We start from the raw sequence: 24,937 nt of genomic DNA on the forward strand, positions 1-24,937 counted from the left end.
CCCGCGGCGGGCCATGGCCCGCGCCGGGGGCGCTGCCGGGCCGGCGGGGCGGCTGGCCCGGGCATGCCATCGGCGGAGCGCCGGGCGCCTATGGCAGCCACACGATCCGCATGGAGCCTTCGGGCTCGCGCGTGCGCGTCGTCCACGCCTCGCCCGACCTGTCAGCCGTGGATATCTGTGCCGGCGAGCTGGAGCTGGGCATGGAGCTGGTCTATCGCACGCACGGCGCTTACCGCAGCGTAGCGCCCGGTCAGCAGGTCATCACCGTGTATGCGGCCGGCGACCGCAGCCGCCCGCTGCTGTCGCAGACGCTCAATGTCCAGCCCGCCCAGTCCTATACGGTGGCGGCCGGCAACCATGCGGCAGAGCTGCGGCTGTACGCCTATATCGACGATCCCGCGCCCAGCGCCGGCCTGGCGCGCGTGAAGTTCATTCATCTCGCGTCGGGACTGCCCGAGGCGGACATTCGCACCGGCGGCGGCACGGAGCTGTTCCGACGTGTGCCCTATGGCATGTCAACCGCTTACACCGTCCTGCCCGCAGGCGCGGCGGACGTGAGGCTTTTTGACGGGCGGTCCGGCGCCGGCCTGCTCCCGCCGGGAGAGTCGGAGCTGGCTCCCGATTCGGTGACGACGTTTCTGGTCGTGCAGGGCGGAGACGACGCGCCGGCGGAGGCGCTGCTGCTGTCGGATCTATAGCCTGTTCCCTTCTTTGAGGGGCATGAATCGTTTGCAGGGATACGGAATTAGAGGTAATATAGAGATTATCGTTTTTATGCAGGAGGGATTCGGTAGTGGAGAAGCTGAAGGTCGACATTCTCGAATTGCTGAAGGAAGACGCCAGACGCAGTCCGGAGTTGATCTCGACGATGCTGGATGTGCCGGAGCCTGAGATCAAGCAGGCGATCGGCGAGCTGGAAGCGGAGCATGTCATTGTCAAGTATGCGGCCGTTGTGAATTGGAGCAAGGTGAGCGACGAGCAGGTGACGGCGCTGATCGAGGTGTCGATTACGCCTGAGCGCGGCCGCGGGTTCGAGGGCATTGCCGAGCGCATTTACCTTTACCCGGAGGTCAAGTCGGTCTATCTGATGTCGGGCGCGTATGATCTGCTGGTCGAGGTGCAAGGGGCGAGTCTCAAGGACGTGGCGTCGTTCGTCTCGAACAAGCTGTCCCCGATCGATGCCGTACTGTCCACCAAAACTTTCTTTGTCCTCAAAAAATACAAACAGGACGGAATCATTTACGAAGAGCACGAGGATGACCATCGGCTGATGATTTCGCCATGAGAATAGGGTGACTCGTCATGATGCAACGGAATGAGCTTCAGGTGGATACCGGACGCGATCGCAGCTCGATGTCGGATTATTTGGTGCCGCAGGTGCGGGCCATTCCGCCGTCGGGCATTCGCCGTTTTTTTGATCTGGTCAGCGCCAGCAAGGATGTCATCACGCTCGGCGTCGGCGAGCCCGACTTCGTGACGCCGTGGCATGTGCGCGAAGCGTGCGTGTATTCGCTCGAGACCGGCAAGACGCAATATACATCCAACGCCGGGATGCCTGAGCTGCGCGAGGCGATCGCCGACTATTTGAGCGGCCGCTTCGCAGTGGACTACGATCCCGGTAGCGAAATTCTGGTGACGGTAGGGGCGAGCGAGGCGATCGATCTGGCGCTGCGCGCGCTGGTATCTGCCGGCGACGAGATCCTGGTGCCCGAGCCGTGCTATATCTCTTACTCGCCGATCACCGCGCTCAGCGGAGGTACGCCGGTCGGCGTCGAGACGTATGCCAAGGATCAGTTCAAGCTGACCGCCGAGAGCCTGGAGGCCGCCATCACGCCCCGCTCGAAGGTGCTGATCCTCTGCTATCCGAGCAATCCGACGGGCGGCATCATGACGCGCGAGGACTGGCTGCCGATCGCGCAGCTGGTGGAGAAGCACGACCTGATCGTCATTGCCGACGAGATCTATGCCGAGCTGACGTACAGCGGCCGTCATGTCAGCTTCGCCTCCTTGCCCGGCATGAAGGATCGCACGATTACAGTGAACGGATTCTCCAAAGCGTTCGCGATGACGGGCTGGCGCATGGGTTACGCTTGCGGCCATCCGGAGCTGATCGCCGCGATGCTGAAAATTCACCAGTATACCATCATGTGCGCGCCGGTGATGGGGCAGGTGGCCGCGCTCGAGGCGCTGACGAGCGGGATCGGCGAGATGGAACGGATGGTCGAATCGTACAATCAGCGGCGCCGGCTGGTCGTACACGGCTTCAAGGAGATCGGGCTGGATTGCCATGAACCCCATGGCGCTTTCTATGCTTTTCCTTCCGTCGCGTCGACCGGTCTGACCTCGGAGGAGTTCGCAGAGCGGCTGCTGATGGAGGGGCGCGTCGCGGCGGTGCCGGGCGGCGTCTTCGGCAAAGGCGGCGAAAGCTTTATCCGCTGTTCCTACGCCACTTCGGTGGCGCAGCTCACCGAGGCGCTTGATCGAATCGGAAATTTTGTCCATCGTATAAAAATGTCATAATTTGAATTGTTTAAATCGTGTTTATTTGATATAATTTAACAAATGGAACCGGGATGGCGCGTTCAATCCCTTGGCAAATCGAGTGCGACAGCATGACGAATTAAAGGAGGGATGAAGATGGCTTATGCGGACCAGCGCTTGGCCTATGCGAGCGATCGGAGCATGTGCAATTCGGCCGCTTCCCCCCCTTACATGCGCAAGCTTGAGGATGAAATCTATCAATTGCGTACGGTTATGGAGCAGGTTTACCTTGAGGAGGCCTCCTTTAATTCCGAAGTCGTCATCGAAATCAGCCGCAAGCTCGACTTGAAAATCAACGAATACATGAAGCACAGATTCAAATAGAAGAGTCCCGCCTCGGCGGGGCTTGTTTTTTTATTGACTGGCGGAATCGGCATAAAGGGATGAATAAGCGTAAAATGTGAGGCTATTCAGCGGAAATTGCTCCAGCGGCGGAAATAAGCGTAAAATGTGAGGCTATTCGGTGGAAATTGCTCCAGCGGCGGAAATAAGCGTAAAATGCGATGCTACAGGAGCGAAATTGCTCGGGCGACGGAAATAAGCGTAAAATGCGATGCTACAGGGGCGAAATTGCTCGGGCGACGGAAATAAGCGTAAAATGCGATGCTACAGGGGCGAAATTGCTCGGGCGGCGGAAATAAGCGTAAAATGTGAGGCTATTCGGTGGAAATTGCTCGGGCGGCGGAAATAAGCGTAAAATGTGAGGCTACTCGGCCGAATCCACGCCGGAAGTGAAATGAAGCTACTGGCATCAGAATGGTTGCAGTCACCGTTTCTAAATATGACCTGCCGCCAAAGGATGGCGACAGCCGTTTCGCCTTGAAATCAAGCGTGTCCGGCGTTTCACGCGCCGAACCAAGCGCTCGATTTCGCGGAACGAAACTACTGTGCCGCCAAAGGATGGCGACAGCCGTTTCGCCTTGAGATGTGTTATAGTAGAAGGAATGAGCGACGAAGGAGCGAGGTACATGCAAATATATACGCGCGGCGGCGACCGGGGCGACACGTCGGTCATCGGCGGGAGGGTCCGCAAGGACGACATCCGCGTCGAGGCGTATGGCACAATTGACGAACTGAACGCCTGTACCGGGGCGGCCGCCGCCCAGGCGCGCGAGCTCGGTCAGGAGGCGCTGGCCGCGGAGCTGGAGGGCATCATGCAGGAGCTGTTCGATTGCGGGTCCGATCTGGCCTATGCCGACCCCAGGCAGCCGGTGTATAAGGTCGAAGAAGGGCTGGCAGCCCGTCTGGAACCGCTGATCGACAGCCTCAACGGCGAGGCGCCGGAGATCACCCGGTTCATTCTGCCGGGCGGGAGCAAGCTCGCGGCCGAGTTGCACGTCTGCCGTACGGTGTGTCGGCGAGCGGAGCGGCGCGTGGTGACGCTGGCGCAAGAGCATCCGATCAACGAGGCGGCCCTGATCTACCTGAACCGGCTATCGGACTTTTTCTTCGCGGCGGCGCGCGCGGCCAACGCCCGGCTCGGCGTGGAGGATGTGGCGTACGTGCGCAGTGCGGAGGTATTCCACAAGGCGAAAAAGCAGCCATGACCTCGGAACTCGAGACCCGCTATTACGCGCCGCTCGTCGTCGAGGTAACGTCCGAGGACGAGGGCAAGCAAATTCGCACCGTGCTCGAGCGGCGGCTCGGGGTGTCCCGCAAGCTGCTGTCCAGACTCAAGCTGACCGAGCACGGCATCACCTTGAACGGCCGGCGGGCCTATACAAGCGTGCCGGTGCGCGCCGGAGATCGGCTGGAGCTCTACATGGAGCGCGAGACCTCGGAGGATATCCTGGCCGAGCCGCAGGAGCTGGAGATCGTCTACGAGGACGACGAACTGCTGGTGGTGAACAAGCGGGCCGGCGTGATCGTGCACCCGACGCATGGTCATTACACCGGCACTCTGGCCAACGGCGTCGTGCACCACTGGGCTGCGCGCGGCGAGCGAGTGCGCTTCCGACCGGTTCACCGGCTCGACCAGGAGACCTCTGGGCTGGTCGCAATCGCCAAAAACCCGTACATTCATCAGCAGCTCTCGGAGCAATTGCAGCGCGACGAGATCGACAAGCGCTATTGCGCCTATGTATACGGCGTGCCTGAGCCGTCGACGGCGACGATCGACGCGCCGCAGGAACGCGACCCGGACGATCCGCATATGCGGATCGTCACGCCCGCCGGCTACCGGGCCGTGACGCATTACGAGACGGCAGCGGTATATGGCCGGGCAGCCGACGGCAGCGGCGCCGGCGAGGCGGCGCTGGTGCGATTGCGGCTGGAGACCGGCCGCACCCATCAGATCCGCGTCCATCTGCTGCATATCGGCTGTCCGCTCATCGGCGATGCGATGTACCGTCGCGCTGCGGACAGACTGCGGCCTTGGGCGGCTGCCGCGCATGCGGCAGCCGGGCGCCACGCGCTGCATGCGGAGCGGCTCACGCTCACGCATCCGGGCCGCCGGGAGCGCATGACCTTCGTCGCGCCGCTGCCGCGGGAGCTACGGGCGCTGGAGCGCGTATTGGAACACATGCCGTCCGAGGCGGGAAGCCATTCAATCTGAGCAAGGAGAGGACGACTGGACATGACAACACTCGATGTGTATTATTATCCGAAATGCGGCACCTGCCGCAAGGCGCTCAAGCATCTCCAGACGGCCGGCTACGAGCTGCGGCTGCACGATCTGTTCGAGCAGGCGCCCTCCGCGGGCGAGATCCGCGAGTGGCTCGAGCGCAGCGGGCTGGAGGCCAAGGCCTTCTTCAACACCTCCGGCGAGGTCTATCGCGAGCAGGGCTTGAAGGACAAGCTGCCGAAGATGGACGAAGCGGACAAAATCGCATCGCTGGCAGGCAACGGCCGTCTCGTCAAGCGACCGGTCGTCACCGACGGCACGAAGCTCACCGTGGGCTACAAAGAAGCGGAATATAACCGGGTATGGCCGGCTACCGGGATGTGAACGGCGATTCGTAACGATAGAGAGCAACCGAAGCAAGAAGGCCGGGGCTTGTGGTGGATGATCGGGGCGGCGCTGCTGTTCGTCGTCACGAAGGGCAAAACGCTGCTGCTCCTGCTGAGCAAATTCGCCGCGCCGCTGGTCAGCATGGCGATAACCGTCGGCGCTTATGCGCTGCTCAGTCCGCTGTGGTTCGCCGTAGGGCTCGTCCTGCTGATCTTCGTGCACGAGCTCGGGCATGTCTGGGCGGCCAAGCGCAAGGGCGTGCCGGTCAGCGCGCCGCTATTCATTCCGTTCATCGGCGCGCTCATTACGATGAAGCGGCACCCCAAGGACGCGGTGACCGAGGCGTATATCGCCATGGGCGGGCCGCTGCTCGGCACGCTGGGCGCACTGCTGGTGTACGCGGCGGGGCATGCCTGGGAGCTGCCGCTGCTGTTCGTGCTGGCGAATGTCGGCTTCATTCTCAATCTGTTCAACCTGGTGCCGATCCATCCGCTCGACGGCGGACGGATCGCTGCGGCAGTCGGGCGCTGGCTGTGGCTGCTGGGACTGGTGGGCGGACTGGGTCTCATCGTGTGGCTGCGCAGCTGGCTGCTGCTGCTGATCTGGGCCTTGTTCGCCTGGGAGCTGTACCAGCGCTATGTCAGCCGCCGCGGCAACAAGCCCTTGTCGATCGTCGGCGTCTACGAGCTCCCGCTGGACCGGGTGCAGATGCCGGACTGGTTCATGCCGTCCAGCACGCACACGCGAGAGCTGAGCTACACGACGTATTGCAGGCTCACGGGAGAGCAGCTGGTGCAATTCGATTGGACGGCGATGCGCTTTCGCGGCGAGCTGGAGCTGCCAGTGCCGGCGATTGTGCAGGGCGTCCAGCTCGTCGGAGCGGAGCAGGTGGACAAGGGCGGCGGCGCGCTGCTGCGGCTCAAGGTCCGCGTCGATTATGTCAAGCATGACAACGACCGGTATTATGTGGTGTCTGCCGCGACGCGCTGGACTTACGGGGCCGCTTATGCGGGCCTGGCCGTCTTCCTGATCGGGATGATCTGGCATATTCAGCAGGCGCAGTTGGCACCGCCGATCCGGTGACGGAAGGAAGTGACTTGGTGATCAATAACGACAATCGCTGGCGCTCGAGCCGGCTGCCCCGATTGGGCTCGGCGATCTTCGCCGAAGCGGCGGCGTGGAAGGAAGAGGCGCGGCGCGCAGGGATGGATCTGATCGATCTGGGCATCGGCAGTCCGGATCTCCCGCCGTCGCCCCGCATTCGTACGGCGCTGAGCGAGCAGGTGCAGCGCTCCGATCGCTATGCCTATCCGGCATCGCGCGGCAGCGCCGGCTTTCGCGGGCAGGCGGCGCGCTGGCTGCGCCATCGCTTCGGGGTGACTGTCGATCCGGATGAGGAAGTGCTCGCGCTGATGGGCTCCCAGGATGGCCTGGCTCATCTGGCGCTCGCGGTGACCGATCCGGGGGATGCGGTGCTCGTGCCCGACCCGGGCTATCCAATCTATGCAGCGGCGCTGGCCGTGGCCGACGTCGAAGCGATTCCTGTGCCGCTGCGGGCGACGAATGACTTTTTACCGGATCTGGAAGCCATTGCTGAGCAAGATTGGGAGCGTGCCCGCTTTATTTTGCTCAATTTTCCAAGCAACCCTGTATCTGCGGTGGCCGAGTTGCCTTTTTTTGAACGGCTGCTGGCCAAGGCGAGCCGATACGGCACGCTGGTCGTGCACGATCTGGCTTACTCGGAGATGGCGTATGACGGCTTTCGTCCGCCGAGCATCCTGCAGGTGCCGGGAGCGGCCGAGCAGGCCGTCGAGTTCCATTCGCTGTCCAAGAGCTTCAATATGGCAGGCTGCAGAATCGGCTTCGTTGCAGGAAATCGGGAGGCGATCGGCGCGTTGCGCGATCTGAAGGCCAACCTGGATTACGGGGTGTTCGAGGCGGTACAGGAGGCCGGGATCGTGGCGCTGCAGGAGGACATGGAGCGCGAGGGGCCGCCGGTCGGCGCGCTGTACGAGCGGCGGCGCGATGCCTTCGTAGAGACGCTGCGAACGGAGGGCTGGGACGTGCCCTTGCCGCGGGCGACGATGTTCGTGTGGGCGCCGCTTCCGGCTGCCGCCGTTGCACAGGGCTGGAGTGCCCGGGCCATTTCCCGGGAAATGGTGCAAAAGACAGGGGTCGTCGTCATTCCGGGCGACGCATTCGGGCGCGAGGGCGAGGGCTACGTGCGGATTGCCCTGGTAGAAAATGAAACGAGGCTTTGCGAAGCCGGGCAGCGGATCGGCGCATTCCTGCGCGATATTTTGAACGTATAGAACGTATAGCATTAGCAAGGGGGAGAGGGCAATCGGTGATTCACAAAAACGGTTGATGCTGGTAGACGGCATGGCTTTGTTATTCAGGGCGTTTTATGCCACTTCGTACTCCGGCTATATTCGCAAGACGAGTCAAGGATTGCCGACGAATGCGGTCTACGGCTTTATTCAATACTTTTTTGACGCACTGCAGCACTTTCGGCCTACGCATGTCATCTGCTGCTGGGATATGGGCAGCAGCACGTTCCGTACGGAAACGTATAGCGCCTACAAGCAAAATCGGGGCGAGCCGCCGCTGGAGCTGCTGCCGCAATTCGACCTGGTGAAGGAGGTCGTCGAGTCGATGGGCGTGCGCAACGTCGGTCTGGCCGGCTACGAGGCGGACGATTGTATCGGCACGCTGGCAGCGTGCCACCAGGCGGATGCCGAGGTGCTCGTATTGACCGGGGATCACGATATGCTCCAGCTCATCAATGAGCGGATCAACATCGTCATCATGAACAAGGGACGCTCCAACTATACGGTCTACGATCTGCAGACGCTGCACGAGCGCAAACGGCTGACGCCGTCGCAGATTGTGGACCTGAAGGCCTTCATGGGCGATACGAGCGACAACTACCCCGGGGTAAAAGGAATTGGCGAGAAGACGGCGCTGAAGCTGCTGGCCGATTACGAAACGGTCGAAGGTTGTCTGGCCTGCCTGGACGAGCTGCCCAAGGGCGTGCGTACCAAAATTGAGACAAATTTGGAGATGCTGCATCTGTCCCGCGATCTGGCGCGCATCCGGTTGAATGTGCCGATTGCCTGCGAACTGGGAGAATGCCTGTGGGCGCTGCAGCACGAAGCGGCAGTCAGCAAGTTCGAGCTGCTCGAGTTCGGCGGACTCGTCAAGCTGCTGCAGCAGGCGGTGGAATGGTACGAAGAACCGTTCGCCGCCGAGCGCGAGGTCGCGGCTGCCGATCCGAATGGGTGAATGGACAAGAGGGCATGAAGGTTAAAGACTCGAAGAGCCAAGAGCCGAAGATTTAAAGCAGCGAAAGCCTGACCTTAAGGCCGGTCAGGCTACAATAATGGACGCGAATCCTTATGAGGTTGCGCGTCCTTTTCTTATGTCCAAGCAGACCAATAGAGGTAGAAAATCACTCTACTGGGGGAAGGAAGCGAAATCGCGTGGGCAGTAGCGATAAAAAGTCACTCTTGTCTGTCAATCGAAAGTCCGTCTGCGAATCCACCTGCAATTCTGCCAGCGAATCCGCTTGCAAATCCACCTTTAAGTCCACAAGCGAAGCCGCCTCCAAGCTCGCCTATTGCCTGTTTTTGCCGTCGTCCATCATGTCCATCAGCGCGGAGGGCAGTGAGAATTGCTGGTTGCTCACCATGATGCGTTGCAGCGTCAATTCGTCGTCGCTTTGCTGCGCTTCCTTGATTTCTCCGATTTCCCGGTGCAGCCGTTCCATCTGTTGATCCAGGGCGGTTGCGGCGTCGGCAGCCGCCTTGAGCTCGCTCAGCATTTTGGCCGGCACAGACTGATTGTACTTATAGAAGATCTTGTGCTCGAGGCTGGCCCAGAAGTCCATGGCAATCGTGCGAATCTGAATTTCCACGTACACGTTTTCCTGACGATCGGACATATAGACCGGCACCTCTACGAGCAAGTGCAGGCTTTGATAGCCGTTAGGCTTGGGCTGCTTGATGTAGTCTTTGGTCTCGACGATGCGCAGGTCGGTCTGGCTGGCCAGCATCGCCTGAATCGTATAGATATCGGAAATGAACGAGCAGGTAATGCGCATGCCGGCGATGTCCCGGATGTTGTCTTGAATGCTCGGCAGCGAGACCGGCAAGTTTTTGCGGAACAGCTTTTTTAAAATGCTCTCCGGAGATTTCAGACGGGACTTGGTGTGTTCAATCGGATTGTATTCGTGCAGAAATTGAAATTCCTCCTGCAGCGTTTCAATTTTGGTCTCCATTGTGTCCAGTGCGAACTTGTACACCATCATAAATCGGGTAATGCGATGCTTGAATGCTTTGAACTGGTCGAGCTGAAGCTCGGTTGGCGTGGTCTCCATGGCGAGTGCCGCCCCTTCCTTTACCGTGTTGGTCTACTTAAAAGGATAGTACAACGGACGCTACAATTGCAAATGAACCGCTTTCAAACTGTTGCAGCAAAACGTGTATATCCTCGAAAATTGTTTATGGACAATGTTCGAGTCGGATGGCTATAGTGAGACAAAGGGCAGCGAGGCAGCAGCTAGAGTTCAAGAAAAAGGGGAGAGGCGAATGATGAAAAGATTCGGCGATGAGCGGGACTGGTTCTTCGAACGGCGTATCGGGATGTTCGTGCATTGGGGGCTGTACGCCATCAACGGCTGGCACGAGCAGGAGATGTGGCGCCGTCATGTGCCGCGCGCACACTATGTCAAGCTGGCGGAGCGCTTCAACCCCGAACGCTTCGATCCGGACCAGTGGATCGATCTGGCGGAATCGGCCGGCATGCGCTATATGTGCGTCACGGCCAAGCATCACGACGGCTTCTGCCTGTGGGATACGCGCGAGACTGCATTCCATGTCATGAACACGCCGTACGGCAAGGATATCATCGGCATGCTGGCCGAAGCGTGCGCGCGTCGCGGCATGCCGCTGCAGCTGTACTATTCCTGCGTCGACTGGCATCATCCGAATTATCCGAATCAGGGGCGGCATCACGAGCTGTCCGGCCCGCAGGAGGGAGATCGACCGGATATGGCGGCCTATATGGCATTCGTGCGCAATCAGCTGCGCGAGCTATGCACGAATTACGGCACGCTGCACGGCATCTTCTGGGACATGAATGTGCCGGGGCACCGCGATCCAGGCCTGCACGCCATGATTCGGCACTTGCAGCCGGCTGCCGTCATCAACGACCGCGGCTATGGCGAAGGTGATTACGGGACACCGGAGCGGGACTACGACGCGGCGCAGATCGCCGGGCATCGCGCCTTCGACAGACCGACGGAGGCCTGCCAGTCGCTCGGGATGACGAGCTGGGGCTACCGCAGCGAGGAAGACTACTACAGCGCCAAGTATATGATGCAAAGCATGGACCAGATTCTTGCCATGGGAGGCAACTACCTGCTCAATGTCGGCCCGTGCGCGGACGGCACGATTGCGCCGGAGTACGCCGCCGCCTTTGGCCGCATCGGGCAGTGGTCCGCCAAGGCGCGGGAGTCCTGGGAGGGGGCGGAGCCTGCATCGGAGCTCCTGCGCAGTCCGAACATGCTGCTCACGCGCAAAGGGACCAGCTTGTACGTCCACCTGTATCGCGATCCGCAAGGCGCGGCAATTGTCGTGGAAGGACTGGAAACGCTGCCGATCCGGGCTGTCCTGCTGAACGACGGGCGCGAGCTGCCCTGCGTGCGCAGCCAAGGGACCCGGCACTGGCGACAGCCGCTCGAGGATGTGCGGATCCGCGGGTTGCCGATCGACGAGCTCGCAGGGGAGGTGCCGGTCATCCGGCTCGAATTCGATCATGCGCCTGCCCTGCGTCCGCAGGAATCGGGGGAGCCTGCGCCGGAAGGCTTGTTTCGATAGCAAAGAGCGAAATAAAGCACCTCGAGTTCAGAATAAAGGGGGTGCAATTCTGGCCTCGTCCCCTTACACTAAGAAGGCGGGCGGCGATGCGCCGCCGGCCATCAAGCGTAAGCGGGAGGAGAACAGATGGAATACACGGTGCTGCGCAAAAGCGGCCTCAAGGTATCGCGGCTCGGGCTCGGAGGCGCGCCGTTCGGCTCGGGCTTCGGGCCGATGGACGACGAGGCGGCCGTGCGTACGATTCACGCAGCGATCGACGCGGGCGTGACCTTTTTGGATACGGCGCCTGCGTATGGCGACAGCGAGCTGCGCTACGGCAAGGCGCTGGCCGGCGGCAAGCGCAGCCAGATCGTGCTGGCAACCAAGGCGGTGCGTCGAGGGGAAGCCTACTCGCATGCCAACACCCTGGCCAGCGTGGAGCGCAGTCTGCAGCGATTGGGGACGGACTGGATCGATCTGATTCAACTGCACGAGGCCGAGACCACGACGTTCGAAGAAGGGCTGCACGGCACGCTCGAAGCGTTCGCGCGGCTCAAGGAGCAAGGCAAGGTACGCGCCATCGGCGTGAACGCGCGGCGGCTGTCAATTCTGAAGCCGTATATCGAGACCGGGCTGCTCGACACGGTACAGATCTATTGCAAGTACACGCTGATCGATTACGAAGCAGTGGACGAGCTGTTCCCGCTGGCAAGGGAGCACAATGTACAGGTGATCAACGGCAGTCCGCTCTGCATGGGCATTTTGGCCGATCACCCGGCTTCGTTTATGAACAAGGATCCGCAACTGCTGGCGGAAGCGGAAGGCCGTGTCCGCCAACTCGACTTCCTGCGCCACAGCGAGCCGTACGGTCTTGTCGAGCCCGCGATGCGTTTCAGCCTGAGCTGCGACGATATTGCCGTGTCGCTAAGCGGCTCGACCTCGCCGGAGATGATTCGCGGCAATGCCGCGTATTGCGACGGCCGCGGACTGCAGGAGGAGGATCAACGTCGGGTGCTGTCGCTATTTGCAGGCCAGCCGCTCTGGCGTTGAATTTTTACACCTTTTATCAAAATCCGGCACCTTTGCCGGCGAATCCGTTCATTCGCAGCGCCCGATCTGAATTTTTTGGGACTGAAAGCGATTGCGAAACCCCTTACAATGAAAGAAGCGGCAGGAGCGCGCGCCTGCCGCTATTTTTATGCAGAGGGGGACCGCTTCATGGGAAGGCATGTATTCAAAGATCATCTGATGCTGCTCGCGCTGGCGCTGCCTGCGATCCTTTATTTTTTCATCTTTCACTATGTGCCGATGTTCGGCATCATCATGGCATTCAAGGATTTTAAGTACCACCTCGGCGTACTCGGCAGCGAGTGGATCGGCTTTGCCAATTTCGAATTTTTTTTCTCCTCCAACGACGCCTGGCGCATCACGCGCAATACGGTCGGCTACAGCCTGCTGTTCATCGCGGTCGGTACGGCCGGAGCGGCGGCGATTGCGCTGCTGCTGTACGAGGTGCGCAGCCGGCTGGCGCTCAAGTTCTACCAGACGACGATGATTTTTCCGACCTTTCTCTCCTGGGTGCTCGTCGGCTACATCACGTACACGCTTTTTAATCCATCGCTCGGTCTGTTCAATCAACTGCGGGATTTCTTCGGGCAGGCTCCGGTCGACTGGTATGCGGACCCGGCATACTGGCCGTATATCCTGACCGCGGCCAATCTGTGGAAGGGGGTCGGCCTCAGCTCGATTATTTACTATGCGGCGCTGATGGGCGTCGATCCCGAGCTGTATGAGGCGGCACGCATTGACGGAGCGGGCAAATGGCAGCAGACCAAGGCGATCTCGATTCCGTCGCTCGTCCCGGTCATGACGATCCTGACGATTTTGGCAATCGGCGATGTCTTTCGCGGCGACTTTGGCCTCTTCTACCAGATTCCGCGCGATGTCGGCATGCTCTATTCGACGACGGACATCATCGACACGTATGTGTTTCGCGGTCTGCGGCAGGGCGATCTGGGCATTACGGCGGCGGTGGGTCTTTTCCAATCGGTCGTCGGACTCGCGCTCATCCTGCTCGTCAATGCGATTGTGCGGCGGCTGCGGCCCGAGAACGCCCTGTTTTAGACCACAATTTAGTGAGGAGTGAGTGCGTATGCCGGCGATTCGCAGGCGCTTGACGGCGTCGACACTAGGGGTGCATCTGTTTTTCGTGCTGTTCAGTTTGAGTTTCTTGATTCCTTTTATTCTGGTCATTTCCATATCGCTGACGAGCGAGGAGCGGGTGCTCGGCGGCGGCTACAGCTTGCTGCCGATCCCGTTCGACTTGACGGCGTACAAAGTCGTCTTTCAAAATCCATCGCAGATCATGAGCGCTTATGCGGTCACCGCGTTTCAGGCTGCGCTGGGCACATTTTTGAGCGTGTTCGTGATGTCGCTGTGCGCATACCCGCTGTCGCGGCAATCGTTTCGCTGGCGCGGGCCGATTACATTCTATATTTTCTTCACGATGCTGTTTGGCGGCGGTCTGATTCCGAGTTACATTTTGATCACGCAGTATCTCAAGCTCGGCGACACGGTATGGGTGTATATTTTGCCGACACTGGCCAATGCGTTTCACATCATCATCTTCCGCACCTTCTTTCAGGGACTGCCGCAAGCGATTATCGAGTCGGCCAAGATGGATGGCGCGAATGAGCTGCGGATCTACTTCCGCATGATTCTGCCGCTGTCCAAGCCGGTGCTCGCGACGCTGGCGCTGCTCGGCGTGCTGGGACGCTGGAACGAATGGTTCATCGCACTTATTTATATCCGCGATCAGCAACTGTACACGCTGCAATATTTGCTGCAAAAAATATTAATGGAGGCCGAATTCATTCGCCAGATGGCGACGGAGGCACCGGCAGGCATTGATCTTGGCGCGTTCACGGTGCCGACGGAGACGGTGCGCTTCGCGCTGGCGATTGTGGCGGCGGGGCCGCTGCTGGTCGTGTTTCCGTTTTTTCAGAAGTATTTTGCCCGCGGCTTGACGATCGGCAGCGTCAAGGGGTAGGGATTTTACCGCGGACGGCGCTGTGGTACACTGAATAACAAACAGACAGGAGCGCGCGCTTGCCCGTCGAAGAAAGGGAGCGCGTCATACGAAAGCTTGGAGACTCGGGAGGAGGGGCAGGCTTGTACAATCTCATTATCTGCGACGACGAAGCGGTCATCCTGAAGGGACTGTCGCGCTCGATCCCGTGGCAGCACTACCGGCTGCGGGTGGCGGGCTGCTTCGCCGACGGTCGCGAGGCGGCGGCGTACATGGCGCATCATCCGGTCGACGTGGTGCTGACCGATGTCGATATGGCCGAGATGACCGGCATCGAGCTGGCCCGCCATATTCAGCAGCATCATCCGGAGACCAGCGTCGTGATCCTGAGCGGCCACCAGAACTTCGAGTATGCCAAGACGGCAATGCAGTACAATGTAAGGCACTACCTGCTCAAGCCGATCAACTTCGAGGAGATCGAGCGCGTGTTCGTGGCACTGACGGAGCAGTTGGACGAGCAGGCGTCGCGCGCGCAGGCCCGCGAGCAGGAGCGGCGGCGTTACGCCGAGCTGCTGCCGCTCTTGCGGGCGCAATTTTTTACCGATCTGACGCTCGGCGCGCTGCGGCACAGCGTCGAGCGGCTCGGCGAGCGGCTGCGGCTGCTCGAGCTGGCGGAGGACCCTGGTCGGTACAGCCTGGACGTCGTGCGGCTGATTCTAGAGCCGGGCGAGCGCGGCGGCGAGCAGCGGAGCGGGTGGCCGCGCATTTGTGAAAGCGCTATCGAGTATGTGGAGGCAGCCTTGCAGGAGGAAAGCGGCCTGCCGTGCTGCGCGCTCATGCGCAGCGGCGAGCAGCTCCACCTGATGGCGCTGGGCGAGGTCGCCGGGAGGGACCAGGGCGATGCGGATCAACTGCAGGCCATGCTGGAGCGGCTGGAGGCGGAGCTACGCCAGCTCTACGGCCTGCGGCTGCGGCTCGACCGCGAGGCCAGCTACCATACCTTGCTGCAGGCGGCGCAGGAGCTGCGCCCCTTGCAGCTGGAGCCGGGCGGCGCGCCGGCGGAGGATGGCACGGCGCGCTTGCGTCCGCGGGAATACGAGCGGCTGCTGCAGCGCTGCAAGCTGCTCGTCTCCAAGCTGTACGACGGCCACTACGCGGCGGCGGCCGAGCTGCTGGAGACGCTGTTCGACGAGATGGAGGAGCTGCCCGTCTCGACGGTGCAGCGGCTGGCGATCGATCTGTTCGCGCTCATCTCCGGCCACATGGCCGAATGGGGCGAGCAGGCGGGCGCGCTGTCCGGCGGCATGCTCGATTACGGCCAGCTCCTGCGGCTGCCGGATCACGCCGCGGTGCGGGCCTGGAGCGCGCGCGTGCTGGAGGAGATCGCCGCGCGCCTGCGCAGCGGGCAGGAGACGCCGTATGCCAAGCTGTTCGCCAAGGTCAAGGCCTATCTGCACGAACATTACGCGGAGGACCTCAATCTGGACGGCGTGGCCGATCAGGTGTTTTTGAATCCGGTCTACTTCAGCCGCTTGTTCAAGCAGGAGATGGGGATCAACTTCATCGATTACTTGACGCGCGTGCGGGTCGAAAAAGCAAAGGAGCTGCTGCGCTCCGGCCGCTACAAGTCGTACGAGGTGAGCGAGATCGTCGGCTACCGAAGCAGCAAATATTTCACGAAGGTGTTCAAGCAGGCAACCGGCTACACGCCGGGCGCGTACAGCCGAATGACGAGTGAAAGCGGGTGAGGCCAATTGGACGATAAAGAGCGGGGACTGCGCCATGCGCTCCGTCGTTACAAGCTGAACAGCTTGTTCGTGCGCAATCTGCTGTTGATCCTGCTGCTCATGCTGCTGCCGTTCACCGGGCTGCTCGTGGCGATCAACAAGTACAACCGCCAGCTGCTGCAGGAGGAGATCGGCCAGATCAATCTGAACTCGCTGCAGCGCGTGCGCGAGCTGGCGGACAATATCGTGAATGAAGCGGAGCGCATGGCGACCAAGCTCACGCTTCTCCCCGAAGTACAGACCTTCTTCGAGGTCCCGGCCTATACGCGTTATTTTCAAGCCGGCACCAAGAGCATCTATCAATCCATCACGCTGCTCACCCACACCTACGAATACATCGATTCGATCTACATCTATTCGGAGCGCAACGATTATGTCATCTCCAATAGCAACAATGCCAGAGCTGGCGAATTCAACGACGCGAGCTGGCTGCAGAGTTACCGCGATCGTACAGGCGATACGCCGTGGACGCTGTATCGTACCAAATACGGCAGCTACCCGTACCTCATCTCGCTCGTACGGCCGGGGGGACCGGTCGGAGGGGACGTCTCCGGCGCCGTGATTATCAATATCGACGCGCAGCGGCTCGGCGAGCTGTTTGACGGGCTCGGTCAGACAATCGCCGAGAATCTGTTCGTCCTCGGCACGGACGGTCGCGTCCTGTACAACAACAATCCCGAGCTGCTGATGAGCGCCTATGCGGACCAGCCGGCGCTGGCGGACATCGATGCGGCCCAAGAGGGCTCCCGCGTCCGCGCGATCGACGGCAGCAAGCTGGTCATCTCCGCGGTGCCCTCGACGCGCTACCCCTGGACCTACGCCTCGGTGCTGCCGCTCACGCACTTCGCCGAGCGTACGGAGACGGTCGGCCGTTACTTCCTCGTGGTAGCGGCGATCACCGGCGCAGCGCTGCTGGCGGTCGTGCTGCTGATCTCGGTCCGCACCTACGCGCCGCTGCGCCGCATCCTGGCGATCCTCGAAGATCCGGAGCGCTGGCTGCGTCAGCGCGGCGGACCGGCGGGACGGGCGCGCGACGAGCTGCACGACATCGGCGACCGCGTCGCCGGCAGCATGCAGTCCCAGCGCGCGACCGAGCGGGAGCTGCAGGAGCGGATGCGGCTGCTCACCCGGGCGCAGACGGTCGCCCTGCAGGCTCAGATCTCGCCGCACTTCCTCAGCAACACGCTGGATAGCATCCAGTGGTCGGCGCTGGAGCTGACCGGCCGCCCCAATGCGGTGACGGATATGGTGCAGGCGCTGTCGGCGCTGATGCGCATCCGCATGCAAGCGGACGATCCGCTCGTCGACATCGGCACCGAATTGGAGCACGTCCGGCAGTACGTCGGGATCATGCGCCGGCGCTGCCCGGAGATTGAATTCGACATCGGCGCGGACGAGGGGCTGCTCGGCTACCAGACCGTGCAGCTCGTGCTGCAGCCGCTCGTCGAGAACGCCGTCGCGCACGGGCTGCGGCCGCGGCGCATGCGCGGCCGCATCACCGTGCGAGGATGGCTGAGGGAAGACATGATCCGCTTCGAGGTCAGCGATGACGGCGCGGGTCTGCCGCCGGAGCGGCTGGAGGCGCTGAATCGCCGTCTGCGCGCGGACGAGGGGCTGCTCAGCGCGCATATCGGGCTCGGCAATGTGAGCCAGAGGCTGCGGCTCGTATATGGCCCGGCGGCAGGCGTCTGCGTGCGGCAGCGGGACGGCGGCGGTCTCGTCGTGGAGCTGCGCTTCCCGGCGTTGCCGGTCGGCGAGCAGGTGCCCGGCCTGGAGCGGCCGGATCGCCCGGATCGTCCAGAGCCTGGGGACGCCTCGCGAATCGGTTAAATATGCGCACCGGATCTGCAAATTGTGCACGATCCCGGAAGCCCCAATTGCGCTACACTCTAGAAGCGCGGTGAAAAAGTGCCATGAAAAGGAGGAGAAGCGCAATGAGATGGATCGAGGAACCGGCGCGCCGCCACGAGGCGCGCGCCGACTATGAGGTGATCGTCTGCGGCGGCGGACCGGCGGGGATCGGCGCGGCGCTCGGGGCCGCCTGCCAGGGTGCGCGCACGCTGCTGATCGAGGCCGGCGGCTGCCTCGGCGGCGTCTGGACCGCCGGGCTGCTGTCGTACGTCATGGACAGTGCGGACAAGGGCGGCGTATTGGAGACAATTGTAGCCCGCCTGCAGGCGGCGGACGCCTACCGGCCCGAGCCCCACCCCTCGGCGGGCTCGGCCTATGACGGGACGGCCGACTATACGTACGACGCCGAGGCGATGAAGACCGTACTCGACGCGCTGTGCCGCGATTCCGGCGTCGACGTGCTGCTGCATGCGCGCGTCGTCGCGGCGGCGATGCAGGGGGGCGTCGCGACAGGCACGGCGCGGGGGGCGGACGAGCGAGACCTGCGCGATGAAGGAGGGCCGCGCACCGGCAGCCGCGCTCGGGCGGAGCGCGCCGCATCTGCGCGCGCCGCCGCCATCGAGGCGGTGCTGGTGGAGGGCTTCGGCGGACGAGCCGCCTATACCGGACGGCAATTCATCGATTGCACCGGCAGCGGCGATCTCGGCGCACTGGCGGGCGCGGCGTACGAGATGGGGCATCCGGAGAGCGGCCAAGTGCAGCCCTCGACGCTCCTGGCGATCGTCAGCGGCGTCCCGGACGAGCAGGAGAGCACGCTCGTGCGGCCGCACAAGGAGGCGCTGTATGCGCGGATCGCGGCCGGCGGCTATGCGCCGAGCTACAAGCGCCCGGTGCTCTTCCGCCTGCCGCAGCCGGGGATGGCGACGCTGATGCTCAATCATCAGTACGGCGTGCGCTGCGACGATCCGTGGGCGATCTCGCACGCGACGCGGGAAGCGCGCGCGGAGCTGCGCGACGCCGTGCAGGCGCTGGCGCGCACGGCGGGCTGGGAGCGGCTGCGGCTCGTCGCGACCGCGCAGCAGCTCGGCCTGCGCGAGGGCCGGCGGCTGCGGGGGCGCTACACGGTAACCAGGGACGACCTGATTGCGGGCAGCCGCTTCCCCGACGCGGTATGCCGGGCGACGCTGCCGGTCGATGTGCACGCGCTCGGCCCGGAGCGCGAGGGCGAGGATGCGCGGCAGCAGGTGCAGGCGCAGCCTTACGATATCCCGTACCGCAGCCTCGTCGCGGCCGATATCGCCAATCTGCTCATGGCCGGACGCTGCATCAGCGGCGACTTCCATGCGCACGCGTCGTACCGCGTCACCGGCAATGCGGTGCCGCTCGGCGAGGCCGCGGGCGTCGCAGCGGCGATGGCGGCGCAGCGGCAGGTCGAGCCGGCCTGCCTGGACGGCGCGGATGTCCGCGCCGCGATGCGCCAAGCGATGCGTCAATAAGTACAGATCGCGTACGCAATATCAATTCATTGGAATTGAAATGCACAAAAGAAAGCCCTTACAATACAATTAGAAGCGCTTCTGATGGACTGAGTCAATTGTAAAGAGGGGGATACGGGACCATGAACAAGAATCGACGGAGCTGGAATATCCTACTGCTGGCGCTGCTGTTGCTGCTTGCTGCCTGCAGCGGCAATGCCGGCACTGCAGGCAACGGCAGCAACGGCAGCGAGGCTGGGGAGACGGGTTCGGGGACAGCGGACGCGGAGCCGGTCACGCTGAAGTGGATTATGGGCGGCCCGGGCAAGCAGCGCGATTCCGACAAGGTGTGGGCGCTGTTCAACGAGCGCTTGCAGGAGTACTTGCCGAACACAAAGGTGGAATTCGAAGTCATCCCGTTCGGCGAATTCAAGGAGCGCTGGCAGTTAATCTCAGCCTCGCAGGAGCAAGCCGATCTCGTGTGGACGGGCTTCGTGTTGTCGCTGGCCGATGAGGTGCGCAAAGGCGCGTATCTGCCGCTCGACGAACTGGTGGAGGCTGAAGCGCCGGGCATCCTGGATGTCATACCGGACTGGGTGCTCGACATGACCCGCGTCGACGGCGAGCTGTACGCGATTCCGAACTATCAGCAGATGACGGAGACGCGCATCGGGATGCGCACGCCCACGGCCTTGGCCGACGCGTATCTCGACCGCGACAAGGCGGAGCAGGTGTTCCTGGCGCGGGAAGGGCGTCCGCTCGACCAGGCTTCCTACGATGTGCTGACCGAATACTTCAGCAAGATCAAGGAAGCGGGCAAGATTCAGAAGGGCATCAGCGACGCGATCTGGCCAAACATCAACGCCGGCGTCAAAATTGCCAGTCCTTTTGTCGTGCCGGTCGACGACAAGACCTACACGGTACAGCTGCTCGACGAACTGCCGGAGAAAATCCTCGAACAGCAGATGCAGCGGCAGTGGCAGGAGATGGGCTTTATCCGCGAGGATATTCTGAGCAATACCAACCGGCGTCAGGACGAGGGCAAGGAGGACGGCTATATCGCCTGGTTCCACGAGAATTTCAAGGGACAGAGCGAAAAGGAGACGGCGAACGCCGGATTCCCGATCGACGTCATCCCATTAGAGGAAAAATTCTATATCTCTCGCCTGGACAGCGCCACCAATACGGCTATCGCCCGGCAATCGGAGCATCCCGAGCGCGCGATGCAGTTCCTCGAGCTGATGCATACGGAGAAGGGCAAGGACCTGTATCGGTTGCTCGTGCACGGCATCGAAGGCGAGCATTACACGGTCGTGAATGACAATCGAATCGAGCTGACCGATTTTGGTCAAAAGCCCGATTCGGCGCAGCACCCCTACTCAATGCCGAAGTGGGCGGTGGGCAACACGTTCATGGCGTACGAGACGCAGCTCGATCCCGAGGGCTGGAACGACTATATTCTGGACGTGCACGATCAGGCGGTCGTGCATCCGCTCGTCGGCTTCAAGCCGGATCTGCAGGAGGTGCGGACGGAAATCGCCCAGATCAGCGCGATTAGCACAGAATACAAGCTATACGAATTCTCGCCGCGTCCACTAGAGGAAATGCGAACGGAGAAGCTGGAGCGCATCAAGCAGGCCGGCGGCGACAAGGTGAAGCGCGTGTTGCAGGAGCAGATTGACGCATATTTGCAAGAGAAAGGCGTGGAAAAGCAAGAATAGGACGAAACTGAGGATGCCTGTTAGGCTGTAAAGTGCGTTTCGTTTCGCGAAAGTTAGGAAGTATAGGCGATGGACCTATACTCCCTAACTTGTAAGGCGAAACAAGGCGAAACAAGGCGAAACAAGGCGAAACAAGGCGAAACAAGGCGAAACAAGGCGAAACGGTGGATGCCTCATTAGGCGCCCAACTCGGTTTCGTTAAACAAAGGAGGCACAATTATGAAACGATTTCGCTTAATTCCTTTGCTGCTGGCGGCAGCTGTGGCCGCCCCCGTACTCCCGGCCGGGCTCAATGCCCGGACCGCGGCTGCCGATCCGCCGGGCGCGGTGCTCTACGTCGCCCCGGACGGCGACGACAGCGGGTCCGGCACGATCGGCGATCCGCTGGCGACGCTGGACGGCGCGCGCGACGCGATCCGCGCGCTGAAGACCGGTTCCGGATTGCCAGCCGGAGGCGTCCGTGTCGAATTGCGAGAAGGCGCTTACAGCTTGGACGAGAGCTTCGCGCTCGCGGCCCAGGACTCAGGCGCGTCCGGCTCGCCGATCGTCTACGGCGCGTATGACGACGAAGCGGTCAGTCTCATCGGCGGCATCGAGCTCGATCCGGGTGACTTCGCAGCGGTGAGTGATCCGGCGATTGCGGCCCGGCTGCCGGACGGCGGCGCGCAGGTGCTGGAGCTCGATCTGGCGGCGCTCGGCGTCACCGATTATGGTAGCATCGAACGATACGGTTTCGGCATACCTACTGTCCCGCCGCCGCCGGAGCTATTCGTGGACGATGCGCCGCAGACGATTGCGCGCTGGCCCAACAGCGGCTACGAGTTGATCGGTACGGTCGACGACCCCGGCTCGAATCCGCGTGTGGGCGAAACGCCGGACCGCGGCGCGATCTTTGAGTATCTTGACGAGCGGCCAGAGAACTGGGCCGATCTGTCGGACGTGTGGATGTACGGCTATTGGGCGATCGACTGGGCGGACGGCAATCTGCGAATCGCTACGCTGGACGCGGCGACGAACCGGATCGAGACGGCGCAGCCGAGCCATTATACGGTCAAGAGCGGTCAGCGCTATTATTACTACAATGTGCTCGAGGAGCTGGATCGCGCGGGCGAATGGTACCTGGACCGCACGAGCGGCGTGCTCTACCTGCAACCGCCGACCGGCTTCGCCTCGAGCGCGGTGCGACTGTCGCTGCTGGATGATCCGCTGATCACGATGCAGGACGTATCGCATGTGACATTCGAAGGGCTGACGATCGAGGCCGGACGCGGCTCGGGCATCGAGATGAACGGCGGCGCGGACAATATCATTACAGGTTCCACCTTCCGCAATCTGGGCGGCTTCGCTGTAAAGATCGATGGCGGTCAGCGCCACAGCTTCGCTGCGAACCGGGTGTACAATACCGGCGTCGGCGGGGTGTCCCTGAAGGGCGGCGACCGCATCACGCTGACACCTGGCGAGCATGAGGTCATCGACAGCGAATTCTCGAATTACAGCCGTCTCAAGGCAACCTATAGCCCGGCTGTCGACATCGTCGGCGTCGGCAACCGCGTCGCGCACAATGAGATGTACGACGCCCCCCATATGGCGATTCGACTCAAGGGCAACGATCATATCGTGGAGTATAACGATATTCACGACGTGCTGCTGGAGACAAGCGACGCCGGCGCGATCTACATGGGTCGGGACTGGTCGGAGCAGGGCAACGTCATCCGCTACAACTATCTGCACGACCTGCAGGGCTATGCGCAGGGCGTGGGCCAGATCGGCATCTATCTCGACGACATGGCCAGCGGCACGACGGTGTACGGCAATATTATTCAGAATTCGGACCGCGGCATGCTGATCGGCGGCGGCCGCAGCAACCTGATCGTCAACAACATGATGCTGGACAGCAATCGCTCGATGACGCTCGACGCGCGCGGGCTCGGCGGCTGGAGCGACACCTGTCAGGCGGGCGGCGTCATGGTCACCCGACTCGAGGCGATGCCTTATCAAGATGAGCCGTGGGCGTCCCGCTATCCGCAGCTGACGACGACGCTGAGCGACAGTCCTTGTTCGCCGCTCTACAATACGGTGGCGAACAATGTGGTCTACAATACACAGGAGTTGTCAATCAACAGCGCGGCTGCGGCGGGCGGCACGATCGGCCCGAACTGGAGGACGACGAGCGATCCCGGCTTCGTCGATCTGGCGAACGGCGACTTGTCATTGGCGCCAAGCGCACAGGTGCTGAGCGAGCTACCAGACTTCGAGCCGATCCCGTTCGGCATGATCGGCATCGGCACGCCGGCCCAGCGGCTGGCGAATTTGGAACATGAGCTGGATGTGCACGAAGCGAGCGGCGCTGTCCGAGACCCGCTCGCCGGTCTGCTCGCTACGGCAGTACAGCAGATGGCGAGCGAGCTGGCGGACGGCGACGAGGCAGGGGTGCTGAGTGAGCTCGACAGCTTCGACCAGCATCTGACACAATCCAATATGCAGAGTCATATCGACGCCGCGGCCAAGGCTGCGTTGACCCGCTATGCAGACGCGCTGCGAGGCAAGCTGGCGGACGATCCGCTGGCGCGCCTGCTGCTGTTCGCGCCGACCACGCACACGACGCCGGGCGAATCGCTGCGCTTGTGGGCGGCGGGCGAGACGCGCTCAGGGCGCTATGCCGGGTTGTACGACAGCTTGCAATACAGCAGCTCCGACCCAGCGGTCGCAACGATCGATGCGAACGGGGCGGTCACCACGGTCGGGACAGGCGACGCAGTGCTGACGGCGAGCGGCGAGCTGGGCGGTGTGCAGCGCCAGGCGAGCGCAACGTTGTACGTCGCCAACGCCTTCCTCGCGTCGATCGAGCTGGGGCCGGCCGCGCCGCAGCCGATCGTGGGGAGCACGGTGCAGCTCAGTGTGTACGGCGAGTTGGCGGATGGCAGCCCCGCCGATCTGTCGGCGGCGCAGATTACCTACGGCACGTTGGATGCGTCGATTGCCACGGTGGATAGCACGGGACTCTTGACAGCGCTGAGCGAAGGCGTAGCGGGCTTGACAGCCAGCGTGACGCTGGATGGCGTCACAGCGAGCACGGTCAAGTACGTGATCGTGCGCCCGGACGGCGTCTCAGCGCCGCCTGCGCCCTGGGACGTATACCAATACGGCAATGCGGATGGCTTCGTCGCGGCGGACGGCGCGGAGTGGTCGATGGTGAGCAACGGCGCAGATATCTGGGGAATGGCGGATTCGTTCACCTATGCGGCCCAGACGATCGCGAATGTGCAGCCTGCGGAGACGCTGGAGCTGACCTTCACGGCGGAGTCGCTGATCGACACGCACAAGGACGCTTCGGTCGGGCTGATGTTCCGCGATACCGATGCTGCGGGCGCGCAGCATGTGAACTTCCGCGTGTTGCCCGGCGGGAAGACGCGATTCGTGTACCGCACGAGCGAAGATGGGGCGTCCAGCTATGCATCCGGACCGACTCTGTCCTATCCGGCCGAGCTCAAGCTGACGAAGCAGGGCGATCTGTTCACCGCCTATGTGCGCCAGGATGGCCAATGGCAGCAGGCGGCGCAGGTTGAGGTGGACATGGACAATAGCGAGCTGCTGGGCGGGTTGTCATTATTCTCTCACTCGTCGGAAGCGACTGGCGCCGTGCTGACGCAGCCGGTGCTCGTGCGCCAATAAGCGCTAAGCGCGACCTGTGCCTATGATCTGGGCCTATTATATGGCGCGCGAATG

General features: G+C 62.1%; 20 protein-coding genes. 19 read left to right on the forward strand and 1 reads right to left on the reverse strand.

Going from position 1 to position 24,937, the window contains the following annotated elements; genetic code table 11:
- The 10 genes from IDH44_RS19550 to IDH44_RS19595 all read left to right on the forward strand — a co-directional run.
- On the forward strand, positions 1 to 698 hold a 698-nt coding region (locus IDH44_RS19550), incomplete at its 5' end, for a DUF4397 domain-containing protein (protein ID WP_190920513.1).
- Between the two features lie 95 nt (positions 699 to 793).
- Positions 794 to 1,285 carry an Lrp/AsnC family transcriptional regulator gene (locus tag IDH44_RS19555; protein ID WP_190920514.1) on the forward strand — a complete coding sequence of 164 codons (492 nt, stop codon included), beginning with the start codon at positions 794 to 796 and terminating at the stop codon, positions 1,283 to 1,285.
- Positions 1,286 to 1,305: 20 nt separating this feature from the next.
- Positions 1,306 to 2,520 (forward strand): aminotransferase class I/II-fold pyridoxal phosphate-dependent enzyme, encoded by a 1,215-nt coding sequence (locus tag IDH44_RS19560; protein WP_190920539.1) that lies wholly within the window; start codon positions 1,306 to 1,308, stop codon positions 2,518 to 2,520.
- Positions 2,521 to 2,637: 117 nt separating this feature from the next.
- Positions 2,638 to 2,865 carry an aspartyl-phosphate phosphatase Spo0E family protein gene (locus tag IDH44_RS19565; RefSeq protein ID WP_190920515.1) on the forward strand — a complete coding sequence of 76 codons (228 nt, stop codon included), beginning with the start codon at positions 2,638 to 2,640 and terminating at the stop codon, positions 2,863 to 2,865.
- 644 nt (positions 2,866 to 3,509) lie between these two features.
- Positions 3,510 to 4,088: a cob(I)yrinic acid a,c-diamide adenosyltransferase gene (locus IDH44_RS19570; RefSeq protein WP_190920516.1), complete on the forward strand. Its 579-nt coding sequence runs from the start codon at positions 3,510 to 3,512 to the stop codon at positions 4,086 to 4,088.
- A complete protein-coding gene (locus IDH44_RS19575; protein WP_190920517.1) occupies positions 4,085 to 5,095 on the forward strand; it encodes an RluA family pseudouridine synthase in 1,011 nt (336 codons plus the stop codon). Before IDH44_RS19570 ends, IDH44_RS19575 begins: the two co-directional genes overlap by 4 nt.
- 21 nt (positions 5,096 to 5,116) lie before the next feature.
- On the forward strand, positions 5,117 to 5,488 hold the full coding sequence (locus IDH44_RS19580; RefSeq protein WP_190920518.1) for an arsenate reductase family protein: 372 nt from the start codon (positions 5,117 to 5,119) through the stop codon (positions 5,486 to 5,488).
- Between the two features lie 57 nt (positions 5,489 to 5,545).
- On the forward strand, positions 5,546 to 6,574 hold the full coding sequence (locus tag IDH44_RS19585; RefSeq protein WP_190920540.1) for a site-2 protease family protein: 1,029 nt from the start codon (positions 5,546 to 5,548) through the stop codon (positions 6,572 to 6,574).
- Positions 6,575 to 6,591: 17 nt separating this feature from the next.
- On the forward strand, positions 6,592 to 7,803 hold the full coding sequence (locus tag IDH44_RS19590) for an aminotransferase class I/II-fold pyridoxal phosphate-dependent enzyme (RefSeq protein ID WP_317890220.1): 1,212 nt from the start codon (positions 6,592 to 6,594) through the stop codon (positions 7,801 to 7,803).
- 31 nt (positions 7,804 to 7,834) lie between these two features.
- Positions 7,835 to 8,776 carry a 5'-3' exonuclease gene (locus IDH44_RS19595; RefSeq protein WP_317890221.1) on the forward strand — a complete coding sequence of 314 codons (942 nt, stop codon included), beginning with the start codon at positions 7,835 to 7,837 and terminating at the stop codon, positions 8,774 to 8,776.
- Positions 8,777 to 9,107: 331 nt separating this feature from the next.
- On the opposite strand, the gene IDH44_RS19600 is transcribed toward IDH44_RS19595, so the two are convergent.
- Positions 9,108 to 9,869 (reverse strand): GTP pyrophosphokinase, encoded by a 762-nt coding sequence (locus IDH44_RS19600; protein WP_190920519.1) that lies wholly within the window; start codon positions 9,867 to 9,869, stop codon positions 9,108 to 9,110.
- Between the two features lie 211 nt (positions 9,870 to 10,080).
- Here IDH44_RS19600 and IDH44_RS19605 point away from each other — a divergent pair, with 211 nt between their 5' ends.
- The 9 genes from IDH44_RS19605 (at position 10,081) to IDH44_RS19645 (ending at position 24,883) form a co-directional block, all read left to right on the forward strand.
- On the forward strand, positions 10,081 to 11,370 hold the full coding sequence (locus IDH44_RS19605) for an alpha-L-fucosidase (RefSeq protein ID WP_190920520.1): 1,290 nt from the start codon (positions 10,081 to 10,083) through the stop codon (positions 11,368 to 11,370).
- A 126-nt stretch (positions 11,371 to 11,496) separates the two neighbouring features.
- Complete coding sequence (locus IDH44_RS19610) at positions 11,497 to 12,399, forward strand: aldo/keto reductase (protein WP_190920521.1); 903 nt, start codon at positions 11,497 to 11,499, stop codon at positions 12,397 to 12,399.
- Positions 12,400 to 12,567: 168 nt separating this feature from the next.
- A complete protein-coding gene (locus IDH44_RS19615) occupies positions 12,568 to 13,473 on the forward strand; it encodes an ABC transporter permease (RefSeq protein WP_190920522.1) in 906 nt (301 codons plus the stop codon).
- 28 nt (positions 13,474 to 13,501) lie between these two features.
- A complete protein-coding gene (locus IDH44_RS19620; protein WP_190920523.1) occupies positions 13,502 to 14,398 on the forward strand; it encodes a carbohydrate ABC transporter permease in 897 nt (298 codons plus the stop codon).
- Positions 14,399 to 14,520: 122 nt separating this feature from the next.
- Entirely contained in the window at positions 14,521 to 16,125 is a 1,605-nt protein-coding gene (locus IDH44_RS19625) for a response regulator (RefSeq protein ID WP_190920524.1), read from the forward strand.
- A 6-nt stretch (positions 16,126 to 16,131) separates the two neighbouring features.
- Positions 16,132 to 17,994 carry a sensor histidine kinase gene (locus IDH44_RS19630; protein ID WP_190920525.1) on the forward strand — a complete coding sequence of 621 codons (1,863 nt, stop codon included), beginning with the start codon at positions 16,132 to 16,134 and terminating at the stop codon, positions 17,992 to 17,994.
- Positions 17,995 to 18,098: 104 nt separating this feature from the next.
- Complete coding sequence (locus tag IDH44_RS19635) at positions 18,099 to 19,511, forward strand: FAD-dependent oxidoreductase (protein WP_190920526.1); 1,413 nt, start codon at positions 18,099 to 18,101, stop codon at positions 19,509 to 19,511.
- Positions 19,512 to 19,633: 122 nt separating this feature from the next.
- Positions 19,634 to 21,211, forward strand: coding sequence for an ABC transporter substrate-binding protein (locus IDH44_RS19640; protein WP_190920527.1), 1,578 nt, complete (start codon positions 19,634 to 19,636; stop codon positions 21,209 to 21,211).
- Between the two features lie 219 nt (positions 21,212 to 21,430).
- A complete protein-coding gene (locus IDH44_RS19645; RefSeq protein WP_190920528.1) occupies positions 21,431 to 24,883 on the forward strand; it encodes a right-handed parallel beta-helix repeat-containing protein in 3,453 nt (1,150 codons plus the stop codon).
- The last annotated feature ends 54 nt before the right edge of the window (positions 24,884 to 24,937 follow it).

It is taken from the genome of Paenibacillus sabuli (assembly GCF_014705605.1).
GTDB classification, from domain to species: Bacteria; Bacillota; Bacilli; order Paenibacillales; family Paenibacillaceae; genus Paenibacillus_D; species Paenibacillus_D sabuli.

Coding starts and splice junctions, on each gene's coding strand:
- IDH44_RS19615 (WP_190920522.1), top strand. CDS start 12,568: ATGGGAAGGCATGTATTCAAAGATCATCTGATGCTGCTCGCGCTGGCG.
- IDH44_RS19635 (WP_190920526.1), top strand. CDS start 18,099: ATGAGATGGATCGAGGAACCGGCGCGCCGCCACGAGGCGCGCGCCGAC.
- IDH44_RS19610 (WP_190920521.1), top strand. CDS start 11,497: ATGGAATACACGGTGCTGCGCAAAAGCGGCCTCAAGGTATCGCGGCTC.
- IDH44_RS19605 (WP_190920520.1), top strand. CDS start 10,081: ATGATGAAAAGATTCGGCGATGAGCGGGACTGGTTCTTCGAACGGCGT.
- IDH44_RS19560 (WP_190920539.1), top strand. CDS start 1,306: ATGCAACGGAATGAGCTTCAGGTGGATACCGGACGCGATCGCAGCTCG.
- IDH44_RS19600 (WP_190920519.1), bottom strand. CDS start 9,869: ATGGAGACCACGCCAACCGAGCTTCAGCTCGACCAGTTCAAAGCATTC.
- IDH44_RS19565 (WP_190920515.1), top strand. CDS start 2,638: ATGGCTTATGCGGACCAGCGCTTGGCCTATGCGAGCGATCGGAGCATG.
- IDH44_RS19645 (WP_190920528.1), top strand. CDS start 21,431: ATGAAACGATTTCGCTTAATTCCTTTGCTGCTGGCGGCAGCTGTGGCC.
- IDH44_RS19585 (WP_190920540.1), top strand. CDS start 5,546: ATGATCGGGGCGGCGCTGCTGTTCGTCGTCACGAAGGGCAAAACGCTG.
- IDH44_RS19570 (WP_190920516.1), top strand. CDS start 3,510: ATGCAAATATATACGCGCGGCGGCGACCGGGGCGACACGTCGGTCATC.
- IDH44_RS19580 (WP_190920518.1), top strand. CDS start 5,117: ATGACAACACTCGATGTGTATTATTATCCGAAATGCGGCACCTGCCGC.
- IDH44_RS19640 (WP_190920527.1), top strand. CDS start 19,634: ATGAACAAGAATCGACGGAGCTGGAATATCCTACTGCTGGCGCTGCTG.
- IDH44_RS19620 (WP_190920523.1), top strand. CDS start 13,502: ATGCCGGCGATTCGCAGGCGCTTGACGGCGTCGACACTAGGGGTGCAT.
- IDH44_RS19575 (WP_190920517.1), top strand. CDS start 4,085: ATGACCTCGGAACTCGAGACCCGCTATTACGCGCCGCTCGTCGTCGAG.